Below are 11,998 nucleotides of genomic sequence, written 5' to 3'. Positions count from 1 at the left end.
CGGGCGAACCGGCCGGTCAGTCCCCGTCGGCGTCGGGCTCGGGGGCCGGGGAGGAGCCGGTGCGCAGGGCGAGTTCGGCCTCGGCGGTCGTCCAGTCGGTGGCGATCGCCTGCTGGGCGGCGGTCAGGGTGACCTGGCCCTTGCAGATGGCGGTGTGCAGGTGGGTCTCCACCGAGTCCTTGGGGTTGTTCGGGCCCTTGCCGGGGACGTGGCCGGGGGAGGGCGGCTGGACCCACAGGTTGCGCGGGTCGTTGGGGTCGCCGCCGAGCTGGAGGCTGATCAGGTGGTCGTACTCGGCGTCGCCCATCGGGCCGGTGTAGCCGTAGGACTTGGCGTTCTCGGCCTTCTCCTTGCCGGTGATGTTCGAGGGTGGGCGGATGGTGGAGGTGTAGCCGCCCTGCTTGCAGATGGTGTCCTTGAGGTTGTCCTGGCTCACCGCCGGGCTGATCGCGCCCGGGGTGCAGGCGGGGTCGGGCAGCGGCTGCTTGTCCGCGGTGTAGCGGTAGTGGCAGCTGCCCGGCGCGGGCTGCGGCTGGACGTCGTAACCGCCCTTCGGGCCGGGGCCGGTGACGATCGCGGCGGGTGCGGGAGGGGCGCCTGCGGCGGCGGCGTCGCCCGCCGCGGCAGGGGCGGAACCGGACGTGGCCCCCTTGGCGGCGTGGCCGCCGCCGGGTGAGCAGCCGGCGGCCGCGGCGGCGAGCAGGACGGCCGCGGCCATGGCCAGGGCGCGGCGGACGGGAGCCGACACGGGTTCCTCCATCGGGGTGAGCGCGGGCGGCGGCCGCCGGGCATGCCGGGGCTGCGCCAGCGGACACTACCGTGCCTGCGGGGCCGAAGGGGTGACGCCACGTGTGGGCGCGGGAAGCCTTTGCCGGGCGCGCGGAACCGTTTCCGCGGCGGAGGGGATCAGGCCGCCGCCGGTGGCCGGTTCCGGTTCTGTCGATGTGGTGAAGAAGGTGGGCCCGGGCGAATGTGGGCGGAGTCCCGCTCGCTCACCCGCCGGACCCGCGCACGACTGTGCCGACGCCCGTCGGGACGGACGTCGGCACGGTCGCGGTGCGACGAGAAACGGGCCCGGCGAGCCGCGCCGGAGCGCCGCCCTGCCGGGCCGGGGAGGCGGTCAGCGGGCCTGGGGGGCCTTCGCCTCCTTGGCGGCCTTGGTGGCGGCCTCCTTCTCGTGCTTCTCCTTGATCCGGACGGCCTCCTTGCGGACGTCCACCTGGTTGGCGCGCTCGTGCTGGAGCCAGAGCGGGTTCTCGGTCTTGATCGCCTCGATCTGCTCGGTGGTGAGGGCCTCGGTCACGCCGCCGCGGGCCAGGCCGGAGATCGAGATGCCGAGCTTGGCGGCGACCACCGGGCGCGGGTGCGGGCCGTCCTTGCGCAGGTCCTGGAGCCACTGCGGCGGCTCGGCCTGCAGCGCGTTCAGCTCCTCGCGGGAGACCACGCCCTCCTGGAAGTCGGTCGGCGCGGCGTCGAGGTAGATCCCCAGCTTCTTGGCCGCCGTGGCCGGCTTCATGGTCTGGCTGGTCTTCTGCTTGAGCGATGTCATGGTGACAAGGGTAAGGGAGCGCGCGGGCGCTTCCGGTCACGGTCGGTAGCCTTGCCTTGTGACAGACATGCAGGTGAACCCGTCCTTCCGGCTCGTGTACGTCCCGGGCGTGACCCCCGGCAAATGGGTCCGGGTCTGGGGCGAGCGGCTCCCGGACGTGCCGCTGGACCTCCTCGCGGTCGAGCCCGGCGACGGCGAGCGGACCCTCCGCGAGGGCGGCGCGGACGCCGGGCTGGTCCGGCTGCCGGTCGACAAGGACGTGCTGAGCGCGATCCCGCTCTACACCGAGACCACCGTCGTGGTCTTCCCCAAGGACCACTGGCTCGCCGCCGCCGAGGAGGTTCCGCTGGCGGACCTGGCCGAGGAGGTGGTCTTCCACCCGCTCGACGACACCCTCGGCCTCACCGCCGACACCCTGCCCGGGCGTCCCGCCATCGCCCGCCCGGACAGCACGGCGGACGCGATCGAGCTGGTCGCGGCGAACGTCGGCGTGCTCCTGGTGCCGCAGTCGCTGGCCCGGCTGCACCACCGCCGGGACCTCACCTACCGGCCGGTGGTGGAGGCACCGCAGTCCCAGGTGGCGCTGGCCTGGCCGCAGGAGCGGACGACGGACCTGGTGGAGGAGTTCATCGGGATCGTCCGCGGCCGTACGGTCAACAGCTCGCGCGGCCGCGGGGCCGGGCAGGCCGCCCCCGAGGCGCAGCCGAAGAAGGCGGCGGGCCGGGGCGGGCCGCAGCAGCAGAGGGCCGGCGGGCAGAAGACCGGTGCGCAGAAGGCGGGCGGGCAGAAGTCCGGCGGGCAGCGGAGCGGCGGCCAGAAGGCGGGCGGAGCCAAGGCCGGGGGCGCCAAGGCCGGTGGGCGGGGCGCGGCGGCCCGGCGCGGCAGGCCGAAGAGGTGACCGTGGCGTAGCGTCTGCCCCGTTCCCTGCTGTCGAGGCGGAAGGAGCGGGGCCGTGTGGCACGACCTGGTGGCCGTCCAGATGCCGATCGTGGAGAAGGTCCTCCGCACGATCGCCGTCTACGTGCTGATCCTGCTGCTGTTCCGGGTCGCCGGGAAGCGGGGGCTGGCGGGGCTGAACACCTTCGACATGGTGGTCGTCTTCCTGCTCTCCAACGTGGTGCAGAACGCCGTCATCGGCAACGACGACAGCCTGCTCGGCGGCGTCATCGGGGCGGTCACCCTGGTCGCGGTGAACGCCGCCGTCACCCGCTGGCTCGCCCGCGACCCGCGGGCCGCCCGCATCCTGGAGGGCACCGCCACGACCGTGGTGAAGGACGGCAGGCTGGTGCCCGGCGCGCTGCGCGACCTGGCGCTGCGCCCGTCCGAGCCATCCGGATCCAGAACGGCGACGACCTCAGCGAGGTCGCCCGTGCCCGCCTGGAGCCGGACGGACAGCTGCTGGTCGCCCTCAAGGCGGGCGAGCAGAGCGCCACCCGCGGTGACGTCGAGGATCTGCGGCGCCGACTGGCGGAGATCGAGCGGCTGCTCGTCGCCATCGCCGCCGACCGTCGCCCGCCCCGCTGACGGGCGCTCGGGCCCGGGCCGGACGGCGTGGACGTCCGGGTGGCCGATCAGCGGCGGACGTCCGCCGGGGCGCGGCCCTCGGCACGGCGGCGGCGCGCAGCGGTGAGGGCGACGGCGGCGGCCACGGCGAAACCGAGGGCGGCGGCGAGCAGGTGGCCGACGGTGGTGAAGTCCGGGAGGGGGCCGGGCCAGTCGCCGCCGGAGAGCGGCCAGGCGACGACGAAGGCGGCCCAGGGCAGCCGGGCCCAGCGGGGCACGGCGAGGATGGCCAGGGCGAGGACGGTCTGGGCGCCGTAGCTGATGCCGTAGTCCGAGGCCTGGCGCACGCTCTCCGGGTACCAGCCGTGGCGCAGGGCGAGCAGGATCACCGCAGCGGTGATCAGGGTGGCGCCGATGTGCCCGCCGAGGAGGACGGCGGCGGCGCGCAGGGCGCCGAAGCGGCGTTCGGCCCAGGCGAGGCAGCAGCAGACGCCGAGGCCCAGGGTGATCAGGGTGCTGCCGAAACCGGTGCTGAGGATCTCGGTGAGGGTGCCGTCGAAGAGCAGCGCGCTGCCGAACAGGGCGGTGACCGGGTGGTCGTGCAGGTTGTCGAGGTTGGTGCTGATGTGGTCGCGCAGCGCGTCCGCGCGGTCCGCGGTGAGCAGGTTCTCGACCCAGACGTGCCCGAGCAGGAGCAGGACGACGTAGCCGAAGGTCAGCGGTGAGCGGCGCGGGTACGTCCGGACGGTGCGGAGCAGCCCGGGCAGGAGCCCCCGTGGGGTTGGTGCGTTCATGGTCTGGTGGTGTCCCGGTCGAGTGGCCTGGTTCGGGCCGGCGCCCGTGCGGCCGGCCACGCCGGGACAGTACCGAAGCCGGGGCGGGTCCGGTCGGCGGGCCCGGCGGGATCGGTGGACCCGGCGGGCCCGGCGGGTGAGCGTCGCCGTCCGGTCAGCGGGCCCGGCGGGTGAGCGTCGCCGTGAAGGGCCGCGGTGCGAGGGAGGCGCCGCGGGTGGGGCGGACCGGTCGGCCGGGGGTGGGAGCGATGGTCCAGCGGGCGGCGATGGTGGCGATGGCGAGGACGGCCTCGGTGGTGCCGAAGACGTCGCCGATGCAGCGGCGGGCACCGAGGCCGAAGGGCGCGTAGGTGCCCGGGGCGGGGCGGGCGGTGGTGAGCCAGCGGTCCGGGTCGAAGCGGTCGGGGCGGGGGAAGAGGTCGCCCCGGCGGTGCAGCAGGTAGGGGCTGTACAGCAGGGTGGCGCCGGCCGGGACGCGGTGGCCGCCGAGCTCGGTGTCGGTGGTGGCGGTGCGGCTGAGGATCCACGGCGGCGGGTAGAGCCGCAGGGTCTCGCTGACGATCCGGGCGGTGAGCGGCAGGGCGGGCAGGTCCTCGTGGCGGGCGGGCCGGCCGTCCAGGACGGTGTCGAGTTCCGCGTGCAGCCGCATCCGGACGGCCGGGTTGGCGGCGAGCAGCGTCCAGGCCCAGGAGAGGGTGGCGGCGGTGGTCTCCGTGCCGGCCAGCAGGAAGGTGACCACCTGCTCGTGGACCTCGGCGTCGGACAGGCCCCGGCCGTCCTGGTCCGTCGCGGCGAGCAGGGTGGAGAGCAGGTCGTGCCGGTCGGTGCCGGCGGCGCGGTGGTCGGCGATCAGCCGCCGGGTGATCTCCCGCAGGTCCTGCTGGGCGCGGCGGAAGCGGCGGTTGCCGGGGGTGGGGAGGCGGTCGGCGCCGGGCAGCGGCAGCATCATCCGTCGGCCGACGCCGCGGGTGACGACGTCCATGCTCCGGTGCACCGGCAGCGCGCCGGCCCGTTCGTGCGCGGCGAACAGGCAGCGGGCGGTGACGGCGGTGGTGAGGCGATACATCGCGGCGGGGACGTCGATCACCTCGCCGTCGCGCCAGCGGGCGGTGGCGCCGGCGATCTCCTCGGCCATCAGCGCGGCGTGGCCGGGCAGCCGGTCGCGGTGGAACGCGGGTTGCAGCATCCGGCGCTGGCGCCGGTGGGCGGCTGCGGGGCAGGTGGCGAGGCCGTTGCCGAAGACCTCCCGGGCCCGGTCGAGCAGGGGCCCGCCCTTGTCGAAGGTGCGGTCGTCGGCGAGCATCCGGCGGACCAGCTCGGGGTGGCAGACCACGTACGCGTGGAGCGGGCCGAGGCGCAGCCGGACGAGGTCGCCGTGGGCGGGCAGGCCGGCGACGAACTCGTGCGGGCGGTGGAGGAAGGCGGGGGCGTGGCCGAGCAGCGGGAGACCGCCGGGGGCGGTGGCCGCGGTGAACCGGGTGGTCGGGAAGAAGGGGGTCGGCACGGGCGTCACCTTGGTTGGGGCGGGAGGACCGGGACGAATCGCGAACGTGATCTTTCCCGGCGGCGTGCGGCGAAACGATCGTGGACCGGCGGACGGGGTGAACGTGGGGGCGCGGGCCGAACGGCCGTGCGCCCTGCAAGATTTGATGGAGCGTTTACCCCTTGGAGTCGGCCCCGGCCGGGCCGCGGCCACCGGTCGTGCCTACACTCGGAGCCCCAGCGAGATTACCGGCCGGTAGAGCCGGGCAGGTACGACCAGTCGTTGTGATCGCCGGACGGCGGATCGTCCGGCAGGGAGTGGGGAAATCGGATGACCGACGAGCGGGTCCACGCGTTCGCCGACGACGCCCTGGGCGCCCATGACGCGGTGGCGCTCGCCGCGCTGGTCCGGGCCGGTGCGGTCGACCCGAGGGAACTGGTCGGCGCGGCCGTCGACCGGGCCGCGCGGGTGGACGGCGCGCTGATGCCCGTCGCCCATGCTTCGTACGACAAGCCGCAGATCAGCCGGGAGGGGATCGGCGGTCCGCTGTGGGGCGTGCCGACCTACCTCAAGGACAACGTGGACCTGCGCGGCCTGCCGACCGCGATGGGCAGCGAGGCCTACCGCGCCCGCCCGGCCCGCCGCAACGCGCGCTTCACCGACCAGTTCCTCTCCACCGGCCTGGCCGTCCTCGGCAAGACCAGACTGCCCGAGTTCGGCCTCAACGCCTCCACCGAGTTCGCCACCGCCCAGCCGGTGCGCAACCCGTGGAAGCCCTCGCACTCGCCCGGCGCCTCCTCGGGCGGCGCGGCGGCCCTGGTGGCCTCCGGCGTGGTGCCGATCGCGCACGCCAACGACGGCGGCGGCTCGATCCGCATCCCGGCGGCCTGCTGCGGGCTGGTCGGGCTCAAGCCCACCCGGGGCCGGCTGGTCACCAACGCCCAGAGCGGCAAACTGCCGATCGACCTGGTCACCGACGGCGTGCTGACCCGTTCGGTGCGCGACACCGCCGCCTTCTTCGCCGCCGCCGAGCGCCACCGCGGCAACCCCGGGCTGCCCCCGCTGGGCCTGGTCGAGGGGCCGGGCGAGCGGCGCCTGCGGATCGGCCTGGTGGTGGACTCGCCGATCGCCAAGACCGACGCGCCGACCCGGCAGGTGGTCGAGGAGACCGCCGCCCGGCTGGAGGCGATGGGCCACCTGGTCGAGCCGACCGAGCTGCCCTTCGGCGAGGAGTTCTCCCGCGACTTCGTCAGCTACTGGGGCTACATCGCCTGGGCCATCGCGGCCACCGGCCGGCTGCTGATCGACCCGAGCTTCCGGGCCGGGAAGCTGGACGGCCTGACCACCGGGCTGCGCCGCCGGTTCCAGTCGGAGTTCCCGCAGACCCCCGGCGTGCTGCGGCGGCTGCGCCGGGCCGAGGGGGTGTACGCGCGGATCTTCCACAGCCACGACGTGATCCTCTCCCCGGTGCTGGCCCACACCGCCCCGCCGATCGGGTACCTGAGCCCGAACGTGGACTTCGACGAGCTGATGGACCGGCTGATGCGCTACGTCGCCTTCACCCCGGTCAACAACGTGACCGGCGGGCCGGGCATCGCGCTGCCGGTGGGCTCGGAGCCCGGCGGACTGCCGGTCGGGGTGCACCTGTCGGCGGCGCACGGGCAGGAGCGGCTGCTGCTGGAACTGGCCTTCGCGCTGGAGGAGGAGCGGCCCTGGCGGCGGATCCAGGACTGAACCCGGCGGGTCCGGGGCCGACCCCGCCAGGCCCGGGACCGAAGCCGCCGGGCCGGTCGGGCCGGTCGGGCCGCGCCGGGCCGCGCCGGGGCGGGCCGCGTTCAGGGTGCCGGTGTCGGGGTCCGGAGCGCCGGCGCCAGCACCGAGCGGGCGGCGTGCACCTCGTGGTGCAGCCGGGCGAGCGCGCAGTGCGGCGACAGCGTGTCCGGCTCGGCCACCGGCAGCGGTTCGCCGGTGCGCAGCGCCTCGGCCAGGCCGGTCAGCTCCCGGGTGACGGCGGCGACCTCGGCGCCGGTCGGCACCGGCGCGCCGTGCTCGATCCGCACCCGGGTGGCGGTGGTGGCGTCCACGATCCGCTCGACCGCGATCACCACCGGCCACCAGGCCTCCGCCCGGGTGCCGACCGGCGGCGGCTCGGTGAGGGCCCGCTGGAACTCGCCGCGCACGGTGGACAGGTCCCGGTAGAGCCGGCGCCGGTAGCGGGCGCGGGCGGGTTCGTCCCGTCCGGGCGCGGTGGCGAGGGCCAGCGACACGTACGAGGCGGTGTCCTGGACGGCGTCGGCGAGCCGGTCGCCGATCCGGGTGTGCCAGGACTCCGGCCACAGCAGGTAGCCGGCCAGCAGCGAGATGGCGCAGCCGATCAGCGAGTCGTAGAGCCGGGGCAGCACCAGGTGGAAGCCCTGGTGGTTGAGCAGGTCGGAGAGCAGCAGGATCACCGGGGTGATGGCCGCGGTCTGGAAGGCGTACCCCTTGGCGGACAGGGCCGGGATCAGCGTCGCCAGCGCCGCCATCACCGGGACGTCCCACCAGCCGTGCGGCACCTCGGCCAGGACCGGGATGGCGATCAGCAGCCCGGCCGCGGTGCCGAGCGCGCGCAGCACCGCGCGGGAGAACACCGAGCCGAAGTCGGGCTTCATCACGAAGGTCACGGTCAGCGTCACCCAGTACGAGCGGGGCACCGCGATCACCGAGACCAGCACCTGCGCCAGTCCGACGCACAGCGCGAGGCGCAGCCCGTACCGCCAGGACGCGCCGGACAGCAGCAGCGCCCTGGCCGCCCGCCGGGCCCGGACCTCGATCCCGGCCGGGCGGCCCAGCCGGTCGTCGGTGGCGTACGGGTCGGGCTCGGCCTCGTGCACGACGGTGGCGGCATGTCCGATCGCCTCGACCAGCGCGCGGGTGGACGGGCCGGCGGGGACCGGCAGACCGAGCGGCGGGGTCGGGCCGGTGCGGCCCGTCTCGACGGCGATTGCCAGGGTGCGCACGGCGGCCGGGTAGTCGGCGGGCAGCGGGCCGAACTCGGGCGGGCGCAGCTGGGCCGCCGAGGCCGCCTCGACCACCGGGATCACCGCGTTGAGCTGGGCGAGCAGCCGCACCAGGGTGGGTGAGCGGCCGTGCCGGCGGGCCCGGCGGGCGAGCAGCAGGTCGTAGGAGTGGTCGAGCGACCGGGTGAGTTCGCGGCGGCGTCCGTCGTACTCCGGTGTGCCGGCGGCCTCCAGCAGGTCGGCGGCCGCGCGGTAGGTGCCGGCCACCACCGCCCGCTCGGGGACGCCCACCCGCAGCGGCCAGGCGAGCAGGGTCAGGGCGAGCACCACCAGGCCGCCGAGCAGCAGCAGGGCGGGCGGCAGCCACCAGGGGGAGGGCAGCGGCAGGCCGGCCCCGACGACCGCGTTGAGCAGCAGGAGCAGCCCGGAGACGGAGGCGACCGCGCCGATCGAGGAGATCATGCCGGAGACCAGCGCGACGAGGGTGACCGCCGCGACGGCCGTCCAGCCGGAGCCGAACACCAGGGTGCCGCACAGCAGCCCGAGGGCGCCGAACAGCTGGGGCACGGCGATGTTGTACACCCGCATCCGGTACGCGTCGGCGGTGTCCCCGATGACTCCGGACAGCGCGCCCATGGACACCAGCGCGCCGTACGCGGGCCGCCCGGTGGCGGTGCCCACCGCGAGCGGGGCGGAGAGGGCGACGGACGCGCGGGCGACCGCGGCCCAGGGGACGGGCGCGGCCCGGGGCCGCAGGCCCTCGGTCAGCCACGGGGGAGCCGTCAGCGCGCGTGCCATGCGGCCAACGTACGGCGGGCCCGGACGGTTCACCCTCTCGCGATTATGTCAATTCCGGAAACATACCCGCGCTTATGTCAGTCTCCGAAACATAAAGCGAACCCCGAGGGGCGCCGTGAGCTGCGCGGATTTCCCAATCGGTAACCCACGGGAAAGGGTTGACACCATTAGTTGGTCTAGTCCAACGTATGGGGAGCGCGGTTCGGCACAGACTGATGCGGGGTGAGAGACCTTGCCGGGCGGGCGGATTGGCCCCCTGACGTGGCGCTGTCCCGCGACCGTGGCCCGAAGCGAGAAGGGCCGTGTGCGGACGGCCCTCCGGCCCGCGCTCGAATTCCTGTTGTGGCCGGTGACCGGCCGTCGACCCGCCGTGCCCGCACCGAGCGGGTGGGGAAGCAGCGCGTCGACTACGAACCGTGGAGTGACTGCCCATGCCGAGCCCCGTCGAACAGCCCGACGGACCCGCCGGGGAATACCTGTACCGGGCCGCGTCGGAGCGCCCCTACTTCAGTGCCGACACCGAGAGCTACCTCGCCCCGACGGCGCTGCGCGAGATCCGCAAGAAGCACCCGCTGCGGGTGCTCTCCGAGGAGGACCACGCGTTCTGGCGGACGTACGGCTACGTGGTGGTGAAGCAGGCCGTCCCGGCCGAGGCCGCGCGCCGACTGCTCGACTTCGCCTGGGAGTTCCAGGGCATGTCGCCGGACCGCCCCGAGGACTGGTACCGCGAGCGCGAGTACCGCGACGAACTCGACCGGCACCTGCACGTCTACGGCTTCGTCGAGGCCTACCACCACCAGCTCATCTGGGACAGCCGCCAGTCGCAGCGCGTCTACGACGCCTTCGTGGACGTGTGGGACTGCGAGGAGCTCTGGGTCACCCTCGACCGGCTCAACCTCAACCCGCCGAACGTCCGCAACCGCGACCGCGCGCTGATCGAGCCCACCGACCGCGGCTTCGACATCGAGCTGCACTGGGACGTCGACACCACCCGGAGCATCCTGCCGCAGCGCGTCCAGGGCATCATCGCGCTCGACGACACCGCCCCCGACCACGGAGGCTTCCAGTGCGACCCCGAGCTGTTCCGCCGCTTCAACGAGTGGCAGGCCGCCCAGCCGGCCGACCGCGACCCGATCCGCCCGGACGTCGACCGCGCCGAGTTCCCCGTCGTGCGGCCCGAGTTGAAGGCCGGTGACCTGCTGATCTGGAACGGCCTGCTCGCCCACGGCGTCGCGCCCAACACCTCCGTGAACGGCGTGCGCGCGGTGCAGTACCTGTCGATGATGCCCGCGCTGGAGGAATCCGAGAAGCTGCGCCGCTCCCGCGTGGAGTCCTGGCGCACGCTCGCCACCCCGGACTGGAACCGCACCCTGGTCGGCGACGCCGTCCGGCCCGAGGCGCAGCGCTACGGTGCCGCCGACCTCACCGAGCTGGGGGAGAAGCTGCTCGGGCTGCGGTCGTGGAGCGGCAAGCCGTTCGAGCAGGACGGGGAAGACCGCCGGGGTGCCACGGGGGAGCGGGAATGCGCGACGTCTGCCTGACCCTGCCCACCAACCGCGAGTGCGCGGACACCGTCACCGCGATCGGCGCCGAAGCCGCCTACGCCGTACGGCGGTTCGGCGTCCGGGTGCACCTGCTGGTGCTGGACTCCGCCGACCCGGCGGACCGCGCCCGGCACGCCCGGGCCCTGGCCGACCTGCCGGTCGTCGAGGGCGTGGTCGTCCACCACCTGGACGAGGACGCCCAACGCGCCTTCCTGCGCGAGGTGATCGACCGCTCCGGCGCGGCCGGCCCGGAGCGGCTGCTCGGCCTCATGCTGCCCGACGCCGTCTCCTACGGCGCCTGCACCAACCGGGCGTTCCTGCTGGCCGCCGCCCTCGGCTGCGAGTCGGTGCACCGCCGTGACTCCGACAGCCGCTACCAACTGCTCGACGGCGAACCGGTGTTCCCGATCGAGCACGAGCTGGCCACGCTCGGGGTGAAGGCCGCCGACGCGGCCGCCGCCGTCACCGGGAACAGCCTCGACCCGGCGCATGCGGACAAGCCGGTCGCGCTGGTCGGCGCCTCCTTCGTCGGTGAACTCTCCGTCGACGTCGGCGAGATCCGGGAACTCGACCCCGAGGCCTACCACGACGTGGTCGCGCTCTGGGCGCCCACCGGAGCGAGCGAGCAGGAGAAGCGCGAACTCGTCGCCGATTCCTTCACCGGCGGCGGCACCGAGCCGTTCACCGCCGACCGCGCGGTGCTCGACCTGCCCGACATCTGGCACATCGACATGTGCAACATCGGCCTCCACCACGAGGTGTACGAGCGGGTGCCACTGCCACCCGCCACCGACACCATCGGCAGCGACTACTTCCTGCACCACCTGGTGCGGGACGCGACCCTGCCGGGTGTCACCCACAACCGCCACATCGTCAACTACCACACCCCGGAACGGCGCACCGGCCCCGGCTTCACCGCCTACCAGCTGCGCTACGCCAAGTTCCTGCTCTCCATGCTCTACCTCTACCCGGTCTACTCCGAGACGGAGGCGGCCGGCGACGCGCTGCTGGACGAACAGCACCGCGTCCGCCCCGAGCCGATCGCCGACGCCGCCCGTCGCAGTGCCGCGACGGACCGCGCGGAGAACCACCGCAGGCTCGCCGAGCTGGACCGCTGCTACCGGCGGCTCGGCGGGAAGTACGCCGAGTTCGCGGACCACCTGGCGCCCCTGCGGGCGCGCCTGCTCGACGAGGCGCAGGCGGACATCGAGGACTTCGCAGCGCTGATCGACGCGTGGGGCCCGCTGGTGCGGGCGAGCAAGGCCACCCCCGCCGTCCGGCCGCCGCGCTAGCCGGACGGGGAACCCCACGTGATACGTCAGAACACC

10 protein-coding genes are annotated in these 11,998 nt (G+C 74.5%); 5 read left to right on the top strand and 5 right to left on the bottom strand.

The annotated features are described in order from the left end of the window. Positions 1–16: 16 nt before the first annotated feature. Positions 17–748 carry a hypothetical protein gene (locus ABZ449_RS19295; protein WP_360347123.1) on the bottom strand — a complete coding sequence of 244 codons (732 nt, stop codon included), beginning with the start codon at positions 746–748 and terminating at the stop codon, positions 17–19. Between the two features lie 372 nt (positions 749–1,120). After that, complete coding sequence (locus ABZ449_RS19290; RefSeq protein WP_360347121.1) at positions 1,121–1,549, bottom strand: DUF5997 family protein; 429 nt, start codon at positions 1,547–1,549, stop codon at positions 1,121–1,123. 67 nt (positions 1,550–1,616) lie between these two features. Between ABZ449_RS19290 and ABZ449_RS19285 the strand changes: the two genes are divergently transcribed. Together ABZ449_RS19285 and ABZ449_RS19280 are read left to right on the top strand one after the other, a co-directional pair. Continuing rightward, positions 1,617–2,447 (top strand): LysR family substrate-binding domain-containing protein, encoded by an 831-nt coding sequence (locus ABZ449_RS19285; RefSeq protein ID WP_360347200.1) that lies wholly within the window; start codon positions 1,617–1,619, stop codon positions 2,445–2,447. Positions 2,448–2,501: 54 nt separating this feature from the next. After that, positions 2,502–3,179: a hypothetical protein gene (locus ABZ449_RS19280; protein WP_360347119.1), complete on the top strand. Its 678-nt coding sequence runs from the start codon at positions 2,502–2,504 to the stop codon at positions 3,177–3,179. Here ABZ449_RS19280 and ABZ449_RS19275 read toward each other — a convergent pair. Together ABZ449_RS19275 and ABZ449_RS19270 are read right to left on the bottom strand one after the other, a co-directional pair. After that, positions 3,121–3,846 carry a rhomboid-like protein gene (locus tag ABZ449_RS19275; RefSeq protein ID WP_360347117.1) on the bottom strand — a complete coding sequence of 242 codons (726 nt, stop codon included), beginning with the start codon at positions 3,844–3,846 and terminating at the stop codon, positions 3,121–3,123. The genes ABZ449_RS19280 and ABZ449_RS19275 overlap by 59 nt on opposite strands. A gap of 154 nt (positions 3,847–4,000) precedes the next feature. Then, the gene (locus tag ABZ449_RS19270; RefSeq protein WP_360347115.1) at positions 4,001–5,350 is read right to left on the bottom strand and encodes a cytochrome P450; all 1,350 of its coding nucleotides are present in this window, start codon (positions 5,348–5,350) and stop codon (positions 4,001–4,003) included. A gap of 309 nt (positions 5,351–5,659) precedes the next feature. Between ABZ449_RS19270 and ABZ449_RS19265 the strand changes: the two genes are divergently transcribed. After that, on the top strand, positions 5,660–7,063 hold the full coding sequence (locus tag ABZ449_RS19265; protein ID WP_360347113.1) for an amidase: 1,404 nt from the start codon (positions 5,660–5,662) through the stop codon (positions 7,061–7,063). Positions 7,064–7,164: 101 nt separating this feature from the next. Here ABZ449_RS19265 and ABZ449_RS19260 read toward each other — a convergent pair whose 3' ends face one another. Then, a complete protein-coding gene (locus tag ABZ449_RS19260) occupies positions 7,165–9,126 on the bottom strand; it encodes an FUSC family protein (protein WP_360347111.1) in 1,962 nt (653 codons plus the stop codon). Between the two features lie 431 nt (positions 9,127–9,557). Here ABZ449_RS19260 and ABZ449_RS19255 point away from each other — a divergent pair, with 431 nt between their 5' ends. Together ABZ449_RS19255 and ABZ449_RS19250 are read left to right on the top strand one after the other, a co-directional pair. Continuing rightward, a complete protein-coding gene (locus ABZ449_RS19255; RefSeq protein ID WP_360347109.1) occupies positions 9,558–10,667 on the top strand; it encodes a phytanoyl-CoA dioxygenase family protein in 1,110 nt (369 codons plus the stop codon). Next, positions 10,649–11,962 (top strand): DUF6271 family protein, encoded by a 1,314-nt coding sequence (locus ABZ449_RS19250; protein ID WP_360347107.1) that lies wholly within the window; start codon positions 10,649–10,651, stop codon positions 11,960–11,962. Before ABZ449_RS19255 ends, ABZ449_RS19250 begins: the two co-directional genes overlap by 19 nt. Positions 11,963–11,998: the final 36 nt, after the last annotated feature.

Origin of the sequence: Kitasatospora sp. NPDC005856 (assembly GCF_040629945.1) — a bacterium.
In the GTDB taxonomy this organism is placed as follows: domain Bacteria; phylum Actinomycetota; class Actinomycetes; order Streptomycetales; family Streptomycetaceae; genus Kitasatospora.
This window is presented reverse-complemented; position numbering and strand designations above follow the sequence as displayed.